This is a genomic window from Dyadobacter sp., assembly GCF_017744695.1.
Classification (GTDB): domain Bacteria; phylum Bacteroidota; class Bacteroidia; order Cytophagales; family Spirosomataceae; genus Dyadobacter.
Genome location: NZ_JAGIAS010000002.1, coordinates 75,426 through 95,953, shown reverse-complemented (window position 1 = coordinate 95,953; position 20,528 = coordinate 75,426). Strand labels below are relative to the sequence as shown.

Here is a 20,528-nt window from a genome sequence, read left to right as displayed (position 1 = left end):
CTTTCCGCTTCCGCGGCCAGCCATCCCCGACATTAACTATAATAAATCCGTTAGCCATGTTCTTCAAATCTACCACCAACTTAACCTCAGCCCTATCGGCCGCACTCCACAACCACAAGGGGCAACGCCAGGCCATTTTCCTGATTGCATTTGTGGCCACGCTCATTTTATGGAAATGGTACACGAGCCTCGCCCCTGCCCATGAGGCGAATACATGCACCATGCCGACGGAGGCTTCCACCAACGACCAGAAAATGGCCGGCATGAAATGGAGCTACGACGAACTGGCTCACAAGCTGATCATTGAAAATACGGATTTGGCTTATGCTGAGATTGGCGAAGGCTTTACCAAAGGAATAGGCCGGGCCCTGAACAAGGTTACCCGACAAGGCATTGCCCGGCAAAATTCCGGCAAACGGGTACTGGTCAATTTGTGACGCGCACCACAAGCTTACCCGTTACGTGCCCTCGCTCCATTTCTTCGTGCGCCCGTGCGAGGTCGTGCCAGTCGTAAATTTTCGAAATGTGTGGTCGTAACTGGCCGCTTTCGACCATTTCCACCAGTTTTTGCAATACCTGCCCCTGTTTGTTATCCTTATGGCCGGAGCTTCGGGCGCCCATAAACTGGTAGCTCAGGGTGATGTTCTTCAACAACAACCGATAACCCTGCTGCCCGTCCGGCGCGACCGGCAAAATCGTGCAAATGTGGCCGTGGTGGGCGACATAGTCGAGGCAATGGGAGAAGCATTCCGCCCCGGCATTGTCCATGATCAAACCTGCGCCTTCGCCTGCGGTGATGGCCATGATGGCGGCCGTTATGTCCGTATCGCGGTAGTTCAGTACATGGTCGGCCCCGAGTTCATATTTGCAATAATCGAGGGATTCGGGGCGACTCGCGGTGGTAATGACTTTGCACCCGGCATTCTTGGCGAGCTGAACCGCCAGGTGCCCTACCCCGCCCGCGCCGGCATGGACCACCACCCAATCACCCGATCGAACCCGCAGCCGGTCGAATAACGCCTCGTAAGCGGTGATACCGACCAACGGTATAGCCGCACCTGTCGCATCAGAGAGCGCGCCCGCCAATGCACATGAGCGATGATCGACCGTCACATATTCCGCATTGGCCCCATTGCGAAAGGGCGTCGGTGAACCGATTACACGATCGCCGACTTCGAACCCCGTCACATCCGGGCCCTTGCCGACCACGATACCGCAGACATCAAAACCGAGTGTAAGCGGGAAATTCCGGGGAACGGAAGCCTTGTTACGGATTCGGCAGTCGAGCGGGTTAATGCTTGTGGTCAGTACTTTTAAAATAAGATCGTCCGCAGCCGGAACGGGATCAGTCACCTGCTGCATCGCAAACACTTCGCTCGCCGGGCCGTGGGCTGTAATTACATTTGCTTTCATGAGTTTGATTTTTAAGCAAATGTCGGGGTGACGGCGACGGTCGTACTTATGCGAACGGGAGCGCTATTTGCTCGGGCGGGAGTTTTTGAATGCCGTTGGCCGTGTCCCGTATTTTCTCAAAAAAGCATTGGAAAAAGCGGCGGCAGTTTCATATCCGCATTGCAAAGCGATGGCTGAAACGTCCAAGTCGGAGTCCAGCAGTAGATTTGCGGCACGTTCGAGGCGAAGATCGTATTGGTATTGGAAAACAGAAGTCCGCAATTGTTCGCGGAAAAGTTGTTTAAGGCGAAAGCTGTTGGTGCCGGCCAGTTGGGAAAGTTCCGCGATCGTCAAATAACGCTCGGCGCGGTGAATGTGCCAGACAGCCTCTTCCAGAATAGCCTCCCCGCGGGAGCGCGACGCACGCGGAAGCGCCCGTGACGCGAGGTTGAAAAGCTGCCCGATAATGAGTTTCTCCTGAAACAGGTGGAGCAATCCCTGATTTTCCCCTGACATGTTTTTAAGCTGCAAAAATGCTTCGGTACATTCCGCCGACAGATCCATCATATGCAGTTCCTTCTCAAAAACAGCAGGTGCATCGCGTTGCAGCATCGCTACATGCGCATCGCAAAGGTGTATGTGAACCACCTTAAAATCCGTATTACCCGGTAATGTCGCCTGGTAGGGTTCTTCCTCCGTCCGGTAGAACAGCGCCTGCCCTGTCCGGAAACCGTACGCCTCCGAATGCCTCGGGACCGATCGGGACTCACCGGCAATGCAAAGCACCATTTTGTAAAACCGTGCCTCGTACCTGACGTTTAACGTATGGGCGACATTTGTCTGAAAATCAAACCAATGCACACCCTGCATTAAAGTGGCTTCCGACTGCTCATAATGGCTGTAAAGCGGCCTGCTGGTAAACACCGCAGCGGGTTTCCCGGGAAACAGCGGTTCATTCTGATAGGAAATCCTCATGATCATTCACATTTCGATTCCTGCAAAATAAACAACGCTCCCGAAAAACCCGCCCGATGAGTTACTAATAGGCTGCTTCCAGCTCAGCTTCTTCAACGACGGCCTTTTGTTCAACTTTCGGCGGCAGCAGCTTGTACATCACCGGCGTCACCAGACGCGACAGCAATGTGGAGCTGATCAATCCTCCGATCAGCACCAATGCCAGCGGCGAATACAAGGCGCTGTACTCGATCACGAGCGGCAGCAGGCCTCCGATCGCCGTCAGGGAAGTAAGCAATATCGGTACGAAACGAATTTCACCGGCTTCGATAATGGCTTCCTCGATGCTCTTGCCCTGCTCGCGCAGTTGGTTGGTGAAATCAACCACCAGCAGTGAGTTTTTCACTTCGATACCTACCAATGCGATGAAACCGATGGTAGCGGTGAACGAAAGCGTTTCGCCCGTCAGGAAAAGCATCGCCAGACCACCCACAATACCCAGCGGGATGACCGATAATACGATCAGGATGCTTTTGAAAGTTTTGAATTCCAATATCAATACCCCCAGAAAACCGAATACCGTAATGAGTATGATCAATCCCAGTCCGCCAAAACTTTCTTCCTGGCTCTCCTTTTCCCCGGCCACTGTGAAGTGCTGGCCCTTCTCAAATTTGAACTGGTTGAGCTTCGCAGTGATGTCGTCGTTCATTTTCTGGACGTTATAGCCCGGTTTGGTAAACGCTGAAACCGTCACGTAGCGGTCTTTGTCATAATGCCGGATCTGGTTCGGCGAGCTTTCCATTTCAATGGTTGCAATGTTTTTCAAAGGAATGCTCGCGCCCGAGGCCGAGGTGACGTACAGCTTGTCAAACACACTGTAATCCTGGATGGCGGCATTGCGCGGCACCGACACATTGATGTTGTAGCTATCCGCCTTACCAACATCCTCCCGGAAAGTAGCCACGTTCAGCCCGGCAGCCCCCAGCCGCACCGTACGATCGATGTCGGCCGAGGAAATGCCCAGCGTTCCGGCTTTCTGTTTATTGATGTTGATGCGTAAGTCGGTCGGTTGTACCAGCAACGGGTTGTTGACGTAGATGGTACCTTCGGTTTTGGTGAGCAGATCGGCGACGCGGAAGGCAGTCTTGCGCAGGTCTTCCAGGTTTTCACCATAAATACGATAAGCCAGCGGCGCTTCGATCAACGGGCCTTGTTCAAAGTCTTTCACCTTGATTTCCGCACCCGGGTACCGTTCCAGCTTTTTGCGTAGCTTTTCAATCACCTCCACCTTTTCTTCGGTTTCCAACCCCTCTACCTGCACAAAAATCTCGGCAAAATTCTCGCTCTCATTCCGTTGAACTACATTATAATAAACCCGCGGGTTACCCTTGCCCACGTTGGTTGCAAAGGAGGTAATGAGCGGCTCCTGTTTGAGAATACCTTCCACATAACGCGCCACTTCGTTCGTCTTTTTGAGATTGGTACCCTGCGGCGTTTCAATGTCGATCAGGAACATCGGTTTCTCCGATTTCGGGAAGAGGCTGTTGCCAATAAGCGGCACCAATGCCAGCGAACCGACGAATATCAGGCCGGCAATCGCCAATGTTGTTTTAGGCCAGTGTAATGCGCGGTCGAGCACGCTGCCGTAGGTTTTGTGAATACCCTTTTTCATGCCGCGCAACAGCCAGTTACCATCTTCCGAAGCGTGCGGTTTCAATATCACGCTCGACAGGAACGGCACGACGGTCAGCGACACGAGCATCGAAGCGAATACCGTCGTGATCACCGACATCGGTAAGCTGCGGATGAAGTCACCCGCACCCTCGGGCAGGAACACGAGCGGAAGGAAGGCGAATATCAGCAGGATCGTGCAGCCTACTACCGCAAGGCCGATTTGCGATGACGCCTGAATGGCCGCCTGTACCTTGCCGTAGCCCATCCGCAAATACCGCTCGATGTTTTCCACGACCACAATGCTGTCGTCGACCAGGATTCCCAGCGCGACGATCATCCCGACAATGCTGAGCTGATTGATATTGTACCCGAGCAGGTTCATCATCGTGAGGCCGATCGCCAGTGAAAGCGGGATGGAGATCATCACCACCAGCGACGCCCGGGTGCCGAGCGGCAACAATGTGAGCAACACGAGTAAAATGGCAATTCCAAAGTCCCGCGCAAAATGTGATAACCGGGTATCGACACTGCTGGCCTGATCGAATACCTTAATCATGTCGATGTTCGAAGGCAGGTCCTTTTCAAACGCCGCTGCCACCGGCTCTACCTGGTCACGCACCGAAATGATGTTCTCGCCTTCCTTTTGACTCACATTCACAAAGCTGCACCGGAAGCCATTCAGGCGGGTAATGTGCGTTTCATCTTCATAGCCCATTTTCACATCGGCCACGTCTTTGAGATACACAATTTTACCATCCGAGCGCGACACCACGGTATTGGCTACTTCATCGAGCGTCCGGTAACTGCCGCTCGTTTTGATATTGAGCTTCTTGGTAGCCATGCTGATGCTCCCGCCGGGGATATTCACGCCCTCGCTTTGCAATGCGCCTACGATCTGGTCCTGGGTCAAACGCTGCTGCGCGATCTTCTGCAAATTCAGGCTTACATTCACCTGTGGTTCGGGGATACCCGAGTATTCTACCTTTTTAAGCGTTTTGACTTTTTCCAGCCGCTCTTTGAAATCTTTCGAATACTTCTTCAACTGCGCATAAGTAGCATTCTCGCTGATCAGCGCGTATTGGTAAATGCTTACGTCGGATGGAATCTGTTTATTAATGCGAATATCAGCAATGTCGGCCGGGAGCTGCGAACGGAGCGCATTGATTTCCCTCACCACTTCCTGGTATTTATCGTCGGGATTCGAGCTGTATTTGTATATCACCTGCATCACGGCCAGGCCGTCGCGGATGTCGGTGATAACGTGCTTCATATCGTCGAGTTCGTTGATTTTCTTCTCCATCGGGTCCACCACCAGCTGCTCCATATCTTTCGGGTTAGCGCCGGGGTATACCACCACGACGGTAAATTGCGGCGGGTGAATATCGGGGTCTTCGCTTCGGGGCATGGTGAAGAGCGAGTACAGCCCCAACGCCAGCACACCCAGGAATATCACCAGCGTGAACTGGTAATTCTTGACTGCAAATTCAGGTAATTTCATGGTCTTTGCGGTTGAAACAGGTTACTGAACTACTTTAATCGCCGATCCTTCGGCCAGATAGGCCGACCCTTCGCGGATCACCCGCGCACCTGCGTCTATACCAACGAAAACAAATGCCTTGTCGCCATCGAGGAATGCGATCTTCACCTGCTTCTTTTGCGCGCGATTGCCATTAGCCACAAACACGAAGGCGCTGTCGTTCTCCCCTTCGATCAATGCGTCGACGGGAATGGAAACCATGCTGGTCTTTTCTTTTGGGTAGATGTGCACTTTTGCAAAAAGGCCGCTGGCAAGCTTGGTAGCCGCTTTATCGAGCGTGATTTCAGCCTGGTAAAGCCCCGAAACCGGGTCGCTCACCTGCGCTAGGGTTTTCACATTGCCAGTAAATGTCTGGGAGTACGCGTCGAAATTGATCTCCGCCTTCTCGCCGCCTTTCAGCCGTGCCCAGTCCTTATCGGTAAGGCCGCATTTCACGACCCAGTCGCTGCTGCTGGTACTGCTGATGTGCAAAACGGGCGTGCCGCCTTGTACCTGCTCACCCGCATTCTGCAATTTCTGCATTACGACGCCGTCGGCGGTCGAAAAGATTTTGGTTTGGGACAAATTAAATTTGACGATATCGAGCTGTTTTTCAGCCAGTACCAATGCTGTCTGGGTATTTTCGAGTTGTTCCTTTGTTGCAACGCTGTCGCGGTACAAGTTCTGCACGCGGCGGGCATCGCGCTGGGCTTTCAGGAAGTTTTCTTCTGCCTGGCCCATTTGGGCCGCTATTTCAGTGGTGTTGAGCGTCGCGAGAAGCTGGCCTTTGCGCACTTTGTCGCCTTCTTTTACCAGTATATCCTTGATAATACCGCCAATCTTGAACGATAAACGTGCTTCATTTTCGGAGCCTAGCAGGCCCGAGGTCTCAACTGCCTGGGCTTGCGTCAATGCGGCCGAGCTGATGATTTTGACCGGGATCGTGTCGTCAGTTTGTTCCGGTTTCTTTTCTTCCTTGCACGCGGCGGTCAGGAGCGCGGCCGCGAGCACGTAGGTGTATATGATGGGATGTGTTGTAGCTTTCATATCATGTTAGTTTGAGAATAAGTAGCTCGCCCGGGCCCGTTCCAATTCTGCTGCGCGGGTCTGGACATTCAAATAGGAAATGCTTTGTTGAAGCTGGTCGTTGATCAGCCGGTTCTGAGCGTCGAGCAACTCAATGTAAAGCAGCTGGCCCTCGCGGTAGAGTTTCTGTTGGTCCTGGTAGTATTGTTGAGATAATGCAGTCTGGCTTTTGGTAGCCTGGTAAGTCAGCACAGCCGACTGGAAGGTATTGGCCGCAGTTTTGTTTTGTAATTGAAGCTGTTGTTCTACCTGGCTGATCTGCTCGCCGGTGGCTTTCTGCTCCAATTCAGCCTGCTTCACCTTGTATTGAGTGCGGTTGTTCGCAAAAACCCGCCAATCCAGTGTCACGCCGAAAAGATAATAGCGCGTATCCCGGTTGAAATTCACAAAATCACCCTGCGAACCCAGGTCTATAAATGTCGACAGCTTTGGCAATGCGCCGGCCCGGGCCAGCTGACCGGATAATGCATTGATCCTCGAAAGCGTTTCCAGCTTAGCCAGTTCCTCCCTCCTGCCAGCCGCAGCCGTGTCTGTCAGCACTTCGGACTCGCTGGGCGTGCCTATTTCCAGGCTGGTTTCCAGTGGATTGTTAAGCAAAAAGTTAAAATAAGCCTTTGCATTGACCGACTGATTCCGTGCGTCTACCAGCCTTGCTTCCAAACCGATCACCTCGTTCTCCGAGCGGCTTACCACCGTGCGGATCGCCTTATCGTTTTTCACCAATGCCTGATTGAACCGCAAATTTTCCCTCGCCAGTGAAACGGCGCTTTCCAGGATGCGCACCGCCTCGTCCGCCTGCTGGCAAGCATAATAAGCCAGCTTGATTTCCTTCACTAACTCTCTCCTGTAAACGTCGACTTCCGCCTGCTGCAAATGGATCTGTTCCTTGCGGATCTTCGTGTTATAAGCGATTTCCGCATTATAAAGCGGCAGGGAGGTGCGGAATTTGGCATCGTAATAGTTCCGCGGGTTGAACGTCTGGCTCACATTCTCCACTTTCGGGAAAGCCGACGAGTTGGTCAGCTCATTCAGCGAGTTATAGACGGGGTTCAGCAAATCACCGATCGGAATGCTGATCTTCCGTCCCCCGCGCGAGTCGAGATAAGACGTGCTGAAATTGACTTCGGGATAAAAGAACGTTCTGGCTTCTTTCAGCGCGAACAAGTTTCTTTCGAGGATAAAGCGCTGTTGTTTAAGGCCCTGGTTATTGCGCAGGCCGTGGTCGATATAGCCTTGCAAATGCGCGTCCTGCCCTCGAACGGGTGCGAACAGGCTCAGCAAAGGCACAAGAAGGTACTGCCAATGCCGGGGCATGGGTTTCAATAATCGCATCATTGTAAGTAATGTTTAGTTTATAAACAGTGTTTAGTGAGTGGCAAAATTTTTTACTTTTTCAGATTGGCTAAAAATAAATCGAATGAGTTATACAGTATTTCCCGCGTAGCGTCATCGGGCATCATCAGGATGCACATCCGCCCGCGTACGTAAAGCGAAACCAGCCCGTGTACAAACGACCATACCTGAATCGCAGTCACATATAAATCGCCCTGCCTGATCTTGCTTTCTTCCAGGCAAGCCGAAAGCGTCGTCAGCAAATAACCAAACGCACATTCACCGGACTTCCATTTTTCTTCATTCTTGATCTGCTCCATCGGCGCGCGCATGATGAACATCAGATCGTAGTAATCCGGATTCTGCAAACCGAACTCGATGTATGTTCTACCCAACCCGGCAAGCCTTTCGAACGGGTCGGCAATCACGTCGTTCCGACGCAGGTGCTGTTCCAGGATTTCAAACGCGTTTTCATGAATTACAAAGAAAATTTCGTCTTTATCCTTGAAATACAGATAGATAGTAGCCGGACTATATTCAATATCGTCGGCAATGCTACGAATTGACGTCTTATCGTAGCCTTGCTTCAAAAACAGCTGAGTCGCCGATTCGATAATCAGGTTCCTCATTTCCTGCTTTTCCCGCTCTTTTCTTTCCTTAATTGCCATGCTTTTGTAATTACAATGTGAATATAATAAACACTGTTTAGTAAATGCAAGTTGTTTAGCAAAATAAGTTAGGAATGGCGAAATTCTACCTATGAACGGAGAAAGAATATGCTAGCAAAGCTATTTTCGTTTGAAACGGTCGTCCGTGAGGGCTTCGAGGAAGGCCACGATATCTTCGACCTCATTATCGGAAAGATTGAGCGAACTGCCGAGCGACAAATCGCGATTGATGGGATTGCGCACGAATTTGTCGGGCGTGTTGTAGTATTGGACCACTTCGCGCAGCGTTTTGAACATCGCATTGTGCATGTACGGAGCCGTAACGGCCACATTGCGCAGGCCCGGCACCTTGAACAGGCCGATATGCGAACTGTCCTTCGTGATTTTAAAGCGGCCGGGGTCATTCAACTCCTTGCCATTGAACAAGCCAATGCTTTTGAACCGGTCGGCGGTGAAATCCTCGCCGGAATGGCAGGTAGCGCAGTTCGCCTTGCCGATGAACAGCATTCTGCCCCGAACGGCGGCGGCCGACATGGCATTTACGTCTCCATCCAGGTAGCGGTCATAGGGCGTGTCCGTAGTTTCCAGCGTGCGCTCGAATGCGGCAATCGCGCCCGGAAGATTTTTACTGTTAATTTCCGATTTGAATACCTTTTGAAACGCCGCGCTGTAAAAATCGTCTTTTCGGAGGCGCTCTACGGCCTCATTGATCGGCAAATCCATTTCGTCATGTGCGGCGAGCGGCCCCAGTGCCTGCTCTTCGAGAGAGCCTGCGCGGCCATCCCAGAAGAAATCCGTGCGGCCCGAAAGATTCGTCAGCGCCGGGCTGTTGCGCGTCAGGCGCGTACCCTTATCGCCTATGCTGAACGCCGCCGTGTCTGCGAACGCGAATTGTGGAATATGGCACGAAGCGCAACTGATGGCCCGGCCGCGTGAGAGGATCGGATCCGAAAACAACTTCTCCCCCAACTCCTCCTTCGTATTCAGCTCCACCGACGCCTCGTTGGATTGCAACGACACCAATGCCAGCGAACCGCCGCAAAGCACGGCCGCCAGCCATTTTGTAATACCCATCTGAAACTCTAATTTAAATCAATGCACTTCGAAAGATTCCTTGAAAGGCACGCAAAGGCCATCCTCGTTGGAACACAAAAGCCCTTTGATCGTCCCTGAAACCTTGCCGCCGGCCTTCGCAACCCTGATCGTCTGCCGGAATTCGGCCTTATCCGTAAAATAGGTATAGGCTTTGTCCCAGGTCGGGTCTACCGCTTTGAGCGGCTCCACCGCCCGTATATCGCCCACAAGCTGGTAGGCGTTGTTGGAATTGAATGCAAATTCGGTGGGAAGCGGGCCGATATCTCCCTTGAAATCGGACGAATAGAGCTTCCAGTTTTTATTGATTTCCGCGGAAAACACCACTTCCACCTGCTCGCCGGGTTTAGCGCCGCTTTTCGAAAAGCTCACTTTCCATCGCGAAACGTCTTTCAGGTCCTGGCCGAAAACCGTGCCTGCACAGCATACCAGGAGCATTAAAATCCTGTAAATCATTGAAATAATGTTTTGGAATGAAAATTTAAACAACTGCAAAGCACTTTTCACCTGGTCGGCAGGCCTTGCAGTTGTCTCAAATCACCACGTACCTAGTTAGTTGAACTCACGATTTAGTTCAAGTATTTTGATGCGTCCGAAGATGCGTAATCATTGTTGTTGCATGCCTGACGGCATTTCCGAATGCGGGTTTTCACTTTATGGCTATCAATATTACATCGCTACGCGATTGGCACATTGCCTTTCGGTGCCGTCGGGCACGTAACATCGGTAGGACATTGTAATCCAATCCGGTTCGAGAATCCCGCAGGGATGTAACAAAAGTGCGCGCGGCGGCCAGACGTTACTTCGAGTGCTTGGTCGTCCCCACCGCTGCCGAACTAACCCCGGCAGGCACCGGTTCAGAGATGAGCTCGTTGAGGTCCTTGTTCCATTTCGCCACATAATCCTCGAAGTATTTACCCGTGATCTCACCGGTATAGCCGGTATGGATCTGCCGGACTTCCCCTTTGCGGTCAATGAGGATCGTAGTCGGGAACGCCATCATGCGATTGAGCGCGGGCAGCTTCTCGGAGGCTACTTTCTTGTCCGCAATACCTCCGAAAAGGATGTCATATTCAATGCCATATTTCTTTTTCAGCGTGCCCAGCGTGTATTTGGCATATTCAAGGTCGTCTTTCTGCTCGAAACCGATGGCGATCGCCTCTACGCCGCGGCCCTTGTTGGCCCGGTACCAGGGTGCGAGGAACGACGTTTGGTCGGTACAGTTAGGGCACCAGGTACCGATAATCTCTACGATCACCACCTTTCCCTTGTACTTGTCGTCGCTGAGCGAAACCTGTTTGCCGTCGAGGTCGGGCAAAGTGAAATCGAGTTTTTTGTAGCCTTCTTTCAAATAGGTCAGTTTATAAGGGTCCGGAAGCTCGGCTTTATCATTCCTGCTGCCTTCAAACTTGGTATTATCATAAATACCCGAGCTAATGACGCCGGTAATGCTGCCATCCTCGTTGATTTTCCCCTTGTACACACGCGGGTTCGGGCCTGAGAAGTGCGACAGCACGAACTCATCGCCTTGTACGACGCCTTCCAGCTCGCGGCTATCCCCTACTGTCGACATCACTACACCGGTGAGTTTGTTGCCCTCCTGTTTTAAGAGCGCCACATTATCAGGCATTTTGGCTTTACTGAAAACCTGCAAATCCCATTTACCCGAAAGGTTATGTTTGGTAGGCTGCTCTTTTCCTTTTTCAACGAAGCGGTAGTTTTTACCATATTCGGCGGAGAACGGCAGCGCATTGCCCCGGAAACCCGGTACCAGGCTGCGGTACTCGCCGGTGATTTTGCCGTCGGTTTCCACTTTCGCCACGAGCGCGGCGTCGTAGGTATTCATTTTGACAAAAATCGAGTCTCCGCTGATTTTCGTCACCTTGAAATCGTCGCGGCGCGTCCCGTTGAGCAAGGTCAGGATCGGATGGTCCTTGTCTTTGGCATTGTATTCAAAATTGAAAGGAATGTGTGTCTCGCTGATCACGAACTCGCCGCGCCACACGCCTTGCTTCGGCGCTTTGGCATCAGGCCCCTCGCCCGCAAACGCTGCACTGCCGAACAATGTGGCTCCTGCCAATGCCACGGCTTTCATCTGGTTGTTGATTTTCATACAACTGGAAATTTTTAGGTTTTTGAAAAATGAAAATGCTTATAGTCTTCCCGCCTCCGACGGCTTAGCGAACGCATGTGAGCGCCTCTGGCTGCACATCGCGGACTAAGAGCGTCCCGGACTACGCGTCCCGGACTACGCGTCCCGGACTACGCGTCCCGTTTCGTGACGGAAGTACTCTTTTTTCGATCCAGGCATTTTGCAGGATTGGCCCGGATCATCGGCGGGTCCGTGGTGGTTTGTGACCGGCCGTTGAATCATGCAGCAAATATAAAGTACCGATTTTAATTATCTACAATTTTCGTAGACTAAGTAGAATAAACTCGTTTTTCGTACCACCAAACTCCTACGCACGTACCTATAATGCGGCTTGCGTAGCTGGTGGCAATGTGCCCGATTTGTGTTTGGGAAGTTTTGATAAACCGGCCGCAGCAGCATTACCTTTGTGACGTCTTACAATTACTACCTGCAAAGTAAATGTGGATTTATAGGTGAAGCCGGGCGCCGGCCGCCGTCTTTTTCGGAAACTATAAATTTACAAATCATGTCAAAACCTGTTCATTCAAAGCATTCTGTGCCGAAAAGCACTTGTACACACCATCGCTGTTGTCCGGCTGACGTCTGGCGGAGTTAAGTTTTTTTAAAATCACATTAGTCTATAAAATCAATAGATTTACTATGATAATACTTGATCCGACGATGTGCGGAATGGGTATCGTCGGGACTGCAGGCTCTCCGACGGTACGGCATACACCGGACCTGTTCCGGCCGCCAGCCACTTCCGCCATCGCCGGATCAGTTCCGGTTTCCAGTTCAATATCCCTGTGAATACTTATGAAACATTTATTACTTTTTATACTTTTAATATCAACTCCCCTGCTCGCCCAGCAGCGTACGCTCACGGGCATTGTGCGCGCAGAAGACGGCGTTCCACTCCCGGGCGTGAACGTGGCCATCAAAAACACACGGCAGGGCACGATTACCGATGCAGACGGTCATTTCGCTCTGACGCTCGTGAAGGGTGAAACGCTCCTATTCTCTTTCATCGGCTTCACCGCGAAGGAACTACCCATTACCAGCGCCAACGAATACAATGTCACGCTATCGCCGAGCACACACACGCTAGGTGAAGTACAGGTGGTAGGCTCGCGAAATGCGAACCGTACAAAGATCGACTCGCCGGTCCCGGTGGATATCATCGACTTGAAACCCTTGCTGGAATCGGCCCCACAAGTCAGTATTACGCAGTTACTCCAATATGTTTCGCCCTCCTTCCACTCTGTGAACGGCACCAATGCGGGTGATGCAGGCTCGGCCCTGAACCTTTCGCAGCTGCGTGGCCTGGGAGTAGACCAGTTATTGGTGCTCGTCAACGGCAAGCGCCGTCACAAAAGCGCCAATATCAACTGGGGCGGGCTCGGCAACGGAGCCACGGGGTACGACCTCAATGCGATCCCAACAGCAGCCATTGAGCGGGTCGAGATCCTGCGCGACGGCGCGGCTGCGCAATACGGCTCCGACGCCATTGCGGGTGTAATCAATATCGTGCTCAATAAGAGCGTCGACCAGCTTACGCTGAGCTCGACAGCCAGTTCGCGCCGACGCGGCGATGGCGTAACCACCCGCACCAATGCCAACTACGGCTTCGCATTGGGCAAAACCGGCGGCTATCTGAACACGACTGCTGAATTTGCCACCCAGGCGATTTCCATCCTGCCCGGCAGGGACGACGCAGGCCTGTACCTCGGGCCGATCTATGGGGGCGGCGCCAACACGCGTAATTACGATGCCATCTATACGAAAGAGATCGACGAGGCCATTCTCACATCACGGGGCATCGACCGCCATCATTTCGACCGCCGCGGCGGCGGTTCCAACAAGGCCAAGGACGCATTGCTGTTCTTCAACGCCGCTGTTCCGATCCGTCAGAATGCCGAACTCTACGCATTTGGGGGTATCAGCCACCGCAATTCGCAGTTCACCGCCGTATACCGGCTACCAGGATGGACGGAGCGCAACAACTCGTTCCTCTACCCCGACGGCTTCTTGCCGGCTATGGAGAACATCATTACCGACAAATCATTCGCGGTGGGCGTTAAAGGCAAGATCCGCGATTGGGACGTCGATATTTCCAATGTGTATGGCAAAAACGATTTCGGTAACGTGATTACCAATTCGCTGAATGCCAGTCTGGGCCTGAAAACACCCACTACCTTCGATGCCGGCAGCTACAATGCGAGCCAGAATACCGGGAGCATCGATATCAGCCGCTATTTCCCCAAGGCATTGAAAGGTATCAATGTTGCGTTCGGGGCACAGTACCGCGTGGAAACCTACCAGATTATCGCGGGCGAGGAAGCGTCCTATTCCAAAGCCGACCTCCGGGCCATTTATGGGCTCGACACGACAGCCACCGGGATTGTTTATCAGACCAAAGAAGGCAGTATCGGCCTGAACGGGCTATCCCCCGGCTCACAGATCCACGCCGGTTTCCGTCCTGAAAACGAGGTGAGCGTCAACCGGTCGATACTCGCGGGCTATGCGGATATCGAAGCGAATATCACGAACAAATGGCTGCTGTCGGGCGCGGTACGGCTCGAAAGCTTCTCCCAGCTCCAAAATGTAACGACTTACAAAGTAGCCACCCGGTACAGTATTACCGACTGGCTGGGTATCCGGGCTTCGCACAACACCGGCTTCCGCGCACCCGATCTGGCCCAATATTACTACACCGAAACGTCCACCAGCTTCCAGCAGGGCCGCGCCATCGACCAGGTAACCGCCTCCAACCAGAGCGCCGCCACCCGCGCGTTGGGCATCCCTACGCTTACGCCCGAGAAGTCGAAAGGCTATACCGCAGGCTTTACATCCCAACCATTCCGCAACTTCGAACTTACTGCCGACGCCTATCTCGTGGATGTGAACAACCGCGTGGGCAATACCGGCAACTTCTCGGCCACGGACGTCAACCTGCCGGCGGAAGTACGTACCCTGTTCGTGCAAACGGGCACTACCCAGGCCAAGTTTTTTTACAACTCGTTCAGCACACGTACGAAGGGGCTTGAAATTACCGGAAGTTACCGTACACCATTCCGAAATGGCACATTGAGCCTGCTTTTGGGTGCCAATTTCGTCCAAAACGAGGTTACCAAAGTGAATACCCCGAAAGGGCTGGAAGCCTACCGCTACATTATTTTCAACGACGGAGAAAAGGCTCGCGTGACTTCGCAGATTCCGGGTCAGAAAATCACATTGCAGGGCATTTTCAAGAAAAACCGGTTGACTTACCTGGCGCGCGCCGTCTATTTCGGCTCGGTTACCAACGCCTCGGCATTGAATGCAACCTTTCCTAAACCCGATTATTTCTACCAAAAACTGAAACCCATTTGGGTGGCCGATGTATCGGTATCCTATGCATTGTCCAAATCCATTCAGGCCACATTGGGCGTGAATAACCTCTTCAACGAGCTGGGCGACTATTCCGACCCGAAACTGAGCGCATTGAACAACCCTTCGGTGATCGGCATTCAGAACGGCAGTGCCGGTATCCAGCCGTTTGTCCGCGTTACCGCAAAACTTTAATCCAAACCAGATTATGAAAACATTCCAGCGACTGGCCCGCCCGGCTTTTCAGCTCTTGGGCATTATCCCGGCCCTCTTCCTCGCTTCCGGCTGCAAAGACACGGGCTATCTCGATATCGACGCCGCCGACCGGCCTCCGCTCAGCGCCTACATCAGCTTCGTCAATGCCCGCCCCATCGACGCCGGCCTGTATTTCTGGACATTCACCGACAAAGTGACGCCAACGCCCGTGGCCATCAACAAAGCGTCGGAGTACCTGCCCACCGTCTTCGGCAACGTGCAGATCAACTTCACCGAAGGTACCAACACGAGCTACAAGGCGTCCTACCAGTTCGGCAATTCGGCGACCTTCACCGCCACAGGCCGCCCCAATGGCCCCATTGCGACTTTCTACCACACCGTAGTGGCCGCCCGCACCGCCAATAACAAAGCCGATTCGCTGATCCTCTTTTACGACGACCTCAAAGCCCCGCCTGCGGGCAAGGCCAAGCTACGGTTCATCAACCTTTCGCCCGGCGCAGGCACATTGAATGTTGTTCAAAATGGCAAAACGCTCTTCAACCAGGTAGCATACGGCCGCGCTGCCAACTCTGCCTTGTCGGGAGAAACATTAGGCGCCTGGTCGCTCGGCCCTTTTGAAACCGTCGACGCCGGCACGCTCAACGTCGATTACCTCGACGCCGCCACCGCCGCAAAAGTAGGAACCGCCAGCCTCGCATTGGAAGCCGGGAAAATATACACGGTCTTCACGCAAGGCCTTACCAACGGCAAGCCGGCCTTCGGCACAAGCGTTATCGAACATCCTGTAAAGTAAATGGTGATTGGACAAGATGAAAGCCGCACTGCCGATGGTGGTGCGGCTTTTTGTGGTTGTTTGCTATTCCAAAACGGTCATCTTCAATTTCGAAAGTTGGGCAATTCTTCTGAAATCGGACTTGTTAAACGTGTACAACTCATGGCAATGTCGTTCGGCAATGGCGGTATGCAGGCAGTCATTAATATGCTGAAAACCCAGATTCTTGCAAAGCGCAATAGCACGTTGCATTTCAGCTGCTTCGTAGTTTACAGGCGCAAAAGTCAGGAAGGTTGTTAGAGTTGATTCTATATCCTCCTTTCCTAATCCCAACCGATTTAAAACATATGCTGTTTCCTGTAAAGCTAGAAAAGACACTTTGAGTGTTCCAGTAGAAACTAACCTATCAAAAATGTCCTTCGCCAACCGATACTTTGAAACATCTTGCGGAACCAAAAAATGAATCAACACATCTGTGTCGAGGTAAATCATAAATTCACCTCGTCTGCAAGCGTCGAAATATCAACATTGGGATCGATCTTCAAGTCTTTAAACTGCTCGCGGAGCGCCATTATGGACCTGTACAGGTCCTGTTGTGACATCTGGACTGGCTTCACGTCCTCTACAACGACCTTGATTTCCTTGTCACCGAACATTTTCCTGACAAGATCGACGAATGCAGGAGTCAGACTTCCAGCCTTCAAATGAAAAGTGTGCTGCATAGCTTTGGGGAATTGCTTTTCTCAAAAATAACAATTCCTGAAAGTCCGTGCAAACTGTAACGGCGCGTAGTCCGGTGGATAATTGGGAAATGATCAGAAGGTTACGCCACAGACAACATCCGTCTGCTTAACGCGCTCACGCGGATGCCTTTCAAATATTTCGTGCGTTCCTCGATTTCGTTTTGATAGCGGAAGACGTAACCCGGCCCGGCGAGGCGTTTAAACTCCCGGGTAACTTCCCTGATCTGCTTCCGAGAAATGCCGCTGTATTCCAGTTGGAGCAGTTGCGAGCGTTCCGGCGTTGATTTTTTGAGTTTCCAGTATTGCGGATGGTTCGGACCGATCGGCTCACGGAAATCTGTATCGTGTTTTTCGCGAATGAGAAATTCGTAATCGATGGTGATTTCGTTGCGGTTACGGGCCACCTGCCCCCTTACGATAATCTTGGCCTCCCGGTCCACGCTCAGGTGGAATGTCTTTTCTAATAGCATAATGGTTTCCAGTTAAATAGGAGTTGATGTCCTTTGCTTCCAAATCCCATTCCAACAACAGGTGGTTCATTGCGGAATTATTTTAGTCTACTTGTTTTATAGACAAAGTAAAGTTAAAAATAGCATTCTTCAAAGCAATGGGAGGAAAAGTTGTTTCAGGGCATAAAACAATTGGTTTTGTATAGCAAATTTGCCGAACTTCCGCCATTTTTAATTCCTTAACCCGATCCTTTTAAGCCAATGAATATCCGCTTTGCGGCCTGGCAGTCATGTGCGATCATGCTGGCCGCGCTTCTCCTGAACTTCCCCACACTGGGGCAATCCACATCCGGAAACAAGCCTAATATCATCGTCTTTCTGGTCGACGACATGGGTTGGCAGGATACCTCCGTACCGTTCTGGAACAAGCCTACGGATTTCAACCGCCGCTACCATACGCCCAATATGGAACGGCTTGCGCGCGAAGGCATGAAGTTCACGAACGCCTACGCAATGCCCGTGTGCACACCCACACGCGTGAGCCTGATCACAGGCGTGAACGCCGCGCATACCCGCGTGACGCACTGGACCTCGCCCGATAAAAACAAGAATACCGACTACGCCGATGCAACGCTCAATGCCGTCGACTGGAACATCAATGGTTTCAGTCCGGTTGCCGGCGTGGAACATACTTTCCATGCCACCGCCCTGCCCGAGGTCTTGCGCCGGAACGGTTATTACACGGTTCACAGCGGCAAGGCTCATTTTGGCTCCGAAGGGACCCCGGGATCCGATCCGTTGAATGCGGGATTCGATATCAACATCGCCGGAAGTTCGATCGGGCACCCGGCGAGCTATTCGGGCCGGGCCAATTACGACAGCCCGGCCAATGGAAAACCGAACCGCAATGCCGTGCCCGGACTGGCGGCTTACCATGGCACAGATACCTTCCTGAGCGACGCGATCACTATTGAGGCCCTCAAAGCGATTGAAAAACCTGTAACCGACAAGAAACCGTTCTTCCTCTATCTGGCCCATTACGCTGTGCACGTTCCGCTTACCGCCGATCCGCGTTTCCTGAACAAATACCTCCAGGCAGGCCTGGATAGTACCGAAGCCAAATACGCCGCGTTGATCGAAGGAATGGACAAGAGCCTCGGCGACGTGCTCCATTACCTCGACGAGAAGAAAATCTCGGATAATACCGTGGTGCTTTTCATGTCCGACAATGGGGGGCTGAGCACTACACCGGCACGCGGCGGGAAAGCCTGGACGCACAATCTGCCCCTAAAAGCAGGAAAAGGGTCTGTTTATGAAGGCGGTATCCGCGAGCCTATCCTCGTAAAATGGCCGGGAGTGGTTAAACCCGGTGCAGTGGCGGATCAATACGTGATCGTGGAGGATTTCTTTCCGACCATCCTCGACATCGCGGGCATAAGTAATGCAAAAACAGTTCAGAAAATAGATGGAAAGACATTCTTACCAATCCTGAAAAACGCGGCATTCAGAGATGAAAAGCGCGGATTGGTTTGGCATCATCCCAATCGCTGGATTGCCGCCGAAGGCCCTAACATCCACTATGCAAGTGCATTCCGGCAAGGTGACTGGAAGCTTATCTACGATTACCGGCAGGCCAAACTCGAACTTTACAACCTGCGCGACGATATCGGCGAAACGCATGACCTCGCGGCCTCCAACCCTTCGAAAGTCAGAGAACTGGCCGTCCTGCTTACCAGGCAATTAAAAGCCTGGGATGCACAATGGCCTACTTTCAAAGCGACCGGCAAGCCCGTACCTTTTCCCGACGAGCTGGCGCTCAGATAGCAAAAACAAAACACCTCCCAGGAAGCCCCGGGAGGTGTTTTCGCTTTACTCAACGTGTACAAAAGACTGTACGTCCAATGCAGCTGAAAATATAATGCCTGTGCGCACTAATGTCATACAAAATCTGAGCGAACGGCCAGTTATCCCTCTCCATCGGCATTTTTCATCTTCATCAGCAACGAATAGGCATTGCGAAAAACGACCTTCGTGCCTGTATCGATTCCCGCGCCATTGATCTGCTGAAACCCGTCCCTGACCGTCCCAGGCTCGATTTCGACCATTTCGAAATTACCTGACGTTCGCTCGACGAATACGAACGACTTGTTCTCCCAGCGGACTACCGCGTCTTCGGGAACAGTTAATGCTTTTTTGCGCGCTATCGACACCTCTCCGTTCATGAACATACCGGGTACCAGCGACGCGCTATACTGGTCGAAATGGCAATGTACTTCTGCCATTCTGTCATCAGTGAGGCTCTTTCCAATCAGGATAATTTCGGCGGTGAACTTCTTCGAAGGGTCGGCATTGGCGTAAGCCGTCACTTGCTGGCCGACAGACAATGCATTCAAATCTTTCTCGAACACACTCAGCGCCAGATGGATATCCTTCGGGTCGACGAGCTCGAAAAGCATATCCGTAGGCGCCGTGTATTTGCCCACATTTACATTCACCTTTGAAACAAACCCGTTGATCGGAGAAAGAATAGGGACGCTTTTTGAAATATTGTCCGGGTTGAGCTGCTTCGGTGCGATCCCAATCACTTCCAGTTTTCTTGCCAGGGCGTTCATCAGGATCCGCTGGGTTTCCATTTCCGCCTTAGCCTGCTGGAAAACCTTGTCACTGGCTGCTTTGCTCTGGTTCAGGTCTTTCTGACGTGCATATTCGTTTTCGGCCAGCTCAAATTTGGCGCGCGCCGTGAGGTAATCCTGCTGCAGCTGGATAAACTGCATGTCTTCCAGTTCAGCGAGTACTTGTCCCTTCCTCACGCGCATGCCGGGAAGCATCTTTGTCGATTTGAGGTAGCCTCCCAACGGGAAACTGAGGCTGATCGTGCTTTGCGGCGGCACATCGATCTTACCTTGCAACGTCAGCTTTCCGGCTATATTTTGCAGTACCGGACTGCCCACTTCGATCCCCACATTGCGAATTTGCTGTGGATCGAATGACACTTGCCGCATCACGGGATCACCGGCGGCTATTGTAGTGGTATCCGCCGCCGGTACGTCTGCCGATTGCCGGTCTCCGCCGGGACTAGTGCAAGAAAAACCTGCCCACAACATGAATGATATTAAAATGTATGTTTTCATGAT

The 20,528-nt window shown here is 52.2% G+C and carries 17 protein-coding genes; 4 read left to right on the top strand and 13 right to left on the bottom strand.

Translation table 11 applies throughout. The features are described 5' to 3' along the window. Positions 1 to 56 precede the first annotated feature (56 nt). Positions 57 to 437: a hypothetical protein gene (locus J7619_RS08000; protein ID WP_291196725.1), complete on the top strand. Its 381-nt coding sequence runs from the start codon at positions 57 to 59 to the stop codon at positions 435 to 437. Here the strand turns inward: J7619_RS08000 and J7619_RS07995 are convergent. The 9 genes from J7619_RS07995 to J7619_RS07955 form a co-directional block, all read right to left on the bottom strand. Further along, positions 427 to 1,413 carry a zinc-binding dehydrogenase gene (locus tag J7619_RS07995; protein ID WP_291196723.1) on the bottom strand — a complete coding sequence of 329 codons (987 nt, stop codon included), beginning with the start codon at positions 1,411 to 1,413 and terminating at the stop codon, positions 427 to 429. The two genes, J7619_RS08000 and J7619_RS07995, sit on opposite strands and share 11 nt — an antisense overlap. Positions 1,414 to 1,476: 63 nt before the next feature. Continuing rightward, complete coding sequence (locus J7619_RS07990; protein WP_291196721.1) at positions 1,477 to 2,367, bottom strand: AraC family transcriptional regulator; 891 nt, start codon at positions 2,365 to 2,367, stop codon at positions 1,477 to 1,479. Between the two features lie 64 nt (positions 2,368 to 2,431). Beyond that, positions 2,432 to 5,518, bottom strand: coding sequence for an efflux RND transporter permease subunit (locus J7619_RS07985; protein WP_291196719.1), 3,087 nt, complete (start codon positions 5,516 to 5,518; stop codon positions 2,432 to 2,434). A 21-nt stretch (positions 5,519 to 5,539) separates the two neighbouring features. Then, positions 5,540 to 6,583, bottom strand: coding sequence for an efflux RND transporter periplasmic adaptor subunit (locus tag J7619_RS07980; RefSeq protein ID WP_291196717.1), 1,044 nt, complete (start codon positions 6,581 to 6,583; stop codon positions 5,540 to 5,542). Positions 6,584 to 6,589: 6 nt separating this feature from the next. Further along, positions 6,590 to 7,957, bottom strand: coding sequence for a TolC family protein (locus J7619_RS07975; protein ID WP_291196715.1), 1,368 nt, complete (start codon positions 7,955 to 7,957; stop codon positions 6,590 to 6,592). Positions 7,958 to 8,007: 50 nt separating this feature from the next. Next, positions 8,008 to 8,622: a TetR/AcrR family transcriptional regulator gene (locus J7619_RS07970; RefSeq protein WP_291196713.1), complete on the bottom strand. Its 615-nt coding sequence runs from the start codon at positions 8,620 to 8,622 to the stop codon at positions 8,008 to 8,010. 120 nt (positions 8,623 to 8,742) lie between these two features. Further along, positions 8,743 to 9,696, bottom strand: coding sequence for a cytochrome-c peroxidase (locus tag J7619_RS07965; RefSeq protein WP_291196711.1), 954 nt, complete (start codon positions 9,694 to 9,696; stop codon positions 8,743 to 8,745). Between the two features lie 18 nt (positions 9,697 to 9,714). Further along, complete coding sequence (locus J7619_RS07960; protein ID WP_291196709.1) at positions 9,715 to 10,170, bottom strand: protein-disulfide reductase DsbD domain-containing protein; 456 nt, start codon at positions 10,168 to 10,170, stop codon at positions 9,715 to 9,717. Positions 10,171 to 10,513: 343 nt separating this feature from the next. After that, positions 10,514 to 11,827 carry a peroxiredoxin gene (locus J7619_RS07955; RefSeq protein ID WP_291196707.1) on the bottom strand — a complete coding sequence of 438 codons (1,314 nt, stop codon included), beginning with the start codon at positions 11,825 to 11,827 and terminating at the stop codon, positions 10,514 to 10,516. Between the two features lie 834 nt (positions 11,828 to 12,661). Between J7619_RS07955 and J7619_RS07950 the strand changes: the two genes are divergently transcribed. Together J7619_RS07950 and J7619_RS07945 are read left to right on the top strand one after the other, a co-directional pair. Further along, on the top strand, positions 12,662 to 15,409 hold the full coding sequence (locus J7619_RS07950) for a TonB-dependent receptor (RefSeq protein WP_291196704.1): 2,748 nt from the start codon (positions 12,662 to 12,664) through the stop codon (positions 15,407 to 15,409). 13 nt (positions 15,410 to 15,422) lie between these two features. Beyond that, entirely contained in the window at positions 15,423 to 16,223 is an 801-nt protein-coding gene (locus J7619_RS07945; protein ID WP_291196702.1) for a DUF4397 domain-containing protein, read from the top strand. Between the two features lie 63 nt (positions 16,224 to 16,286). Here J7619_RS07945 and J7619_RS07940 read toward each other — a convergent pair whose 3' ends face one another. The 3 genes from J7619_RS07940 to J7619_RS07930 all read right to left on the bottom strand — a co-directional run bounded on the left by J7619_RS07940 (position 16,287) and on the right by J7619_RS07930 (position 17,415). Next, entirely contained in the window at positions 16,287 to 16,694 is a 408-nt protein-coding gene (locus tag J7619_RS07940) for a PIN domain-containing protein (RefSeq protein WP_291196700.1), read from the bottom strand. Next, positions 16,691 to 16,924: a hypothetical protein gene (locus J7619_RS07935; protein ID WP_291196698.1), complete on the bottom strand. Its 234-nt coding sequence runs from the start codon at positions 16,922 to 16,924 to the stop codon at positions 16,691 to 16,693. Before J7619_RS07935 ends, J7619_RS07940 begins: the two co-directional genes overlap by 4 nt. A 101-nt stretch (positions 16,925 to 17,025) precedes the next feature. Continuing rightward, the gene (locus J7619_RS07930) at positions 17,026 to 17,415 is read right to left on the bottom strand and encodes a hypothetical protein (protein ID WP_291196695.1); all 390 of its coding nucleotides are present in this window, start codon (positions 17,413 to 17,415) and stop codon (positions 17,026 to 17,028) included. A gap of 240 nt (positions 17,416 to 17,655) precedes the next feature. Here J7619_RS07930 and J7619_RS07925 point away from each other — a divergent pair, with 240 nt between their 5' ends. Continuing rightward, on the top strand, positions 17,656 to 19,218 hold the full coding sequence (locus J7619_RS07925; RefSeq protein ID WP_291196692.1) for a sulfatase: 1,563 nt from the start codon (positions 17,656 to 17,658) through the stop codon (positions 19,216 to 19,218). Between the two features lie 140 nt (positions 19,219 to 19,358). On the opposite strand, the gene J7619_RS07920 is transcribed toward J7619_RS07925, so the two are convergent. Further along, positions 19,359 to 20,525, bottom strand: a complete 1,167-nt coding sequence (locus tag J7619_RS07920; protein WP_291196689.1) for an efflux RND transporter periplasmic adaptor subunit — start codon at positions 20,523 to 20,525, stop codon at positions 19,359 to 19,361. Positions 20,526 to 20,528 lie beyond the last annotated feature (3 nt).

Coding starts and splice junctions, on each gene's coding strand:
- J7619_RS08000 (WP_291196725.1), top strand. CDS start 57: ATGTTCTTCAAATCTACCACCAACTTAACCTCAGCCCTATCGGCCGCA.
- J7619_RS07995 (WP_291196723.1), bottom strand. CDS start 1,413: ATGAAAGCAAATGTAATTACAGCCCACGGCCCGGCGAGCGAAGTGTTT.
- J7619_RS07990 (WP_291196721.1), bottom strand. CDS start 2,367: ATGAGGATTTCCTATCAGAATGAACCGCTGTTTCCCGGGAAACCCGCT.
- J7619_RS07985 (WP_291196719.1), bottom strand. CDS start 5,518: ATGAAATTACCTGAATTTGCAGTCAAGAATTACCAGTTCACGCTGGTG.
- J7619_RS07980 (WP_291196717.1), bottom strand. CDS start 6,583: ATGAAAGCTACAACACATCCCATCATATACACCTACGTGCTCGCGGCC.
- J7619_RS07975 (WP_291196715.1), bottom strand. CDS start 7,957: ATGATGCGATTATTGAAACCCATGCCCCGGCATTGGCAGTACCTTCTT.
- J7619_RS07970 (WP_291196713.1), bottom strand. CDS start 8,622: ATGGCAATTAAGGAAAGAAAAGAGCGGGAAAAGCAGGAAATGAGGAAC.
- J7619_RS07965 (WP_291196711.1), bottom strand. CDS start 9,696: ATGGGTATTACAAAATGGCTGGCGGCCGTGCTTTGCGGCGGTTCGCTG.
- J7619_RS07960 (WP_291196709.1), bottom strand. CDS start 10,170: ATGATTTACAGGATTTTAATGCTCCTGGTATGCTGTGCAGGCACGGTT.
- J7619_RS07955 (WP_291196707.1), bottom strand. CDS start 11,827: ATGAAAATCAACAACCAGATGAAAGCCGTGGCATTGGCAGGAGCCACA.
- J7619_RS07950 (WP_291196704.1), top strand. CDS start 12,662: ATGAAACATTTATTACTTTTTATACTTTTAATATCAACTCCCCTGCTC.
- J7619_RS07945 (WP_291196702.1), top strand. CDS start 15,423: ATGAAAACATTCCAGCGACTGGCCCGCCCGGCTTTTCAGCTCTTGGGC.
- J7619_RS07940 (WP_291196700.1), bottom strand. CDS start 16,694: ATGATTTACCTCGACACAGATGTGTTGATTCATTTTTTGGTTCCGCAA.
- J7619_RS07935 (WP_291196698.1), bottom strand. CDS start 16,924: ATGCAGCACACTTTTCATTTGAAGGCTGGAAGTCTGACTCCTGCATTC.
- J7619_RS07930 (WP_291196695.1), bottom strand. CDS start 17,415: ATGCTATTAGAAAAGACATTCCACCTGAGCGTGGACCGGGAGGCCAAG.
- J7619_RS07925 (WP_291196692.1), top strand. CDS start 17,656: ATGAATATCCGCTTTGCGGCCTGGCAGTCATGTGCGATCATGCTGGCC.
- J7619_RS07920 (WP_291196689.1), bottom strand. CDS start 20,525: ATGAAAACATACATTTTAATATCATTCATGTTGTGGGCAGGTTTTTCT.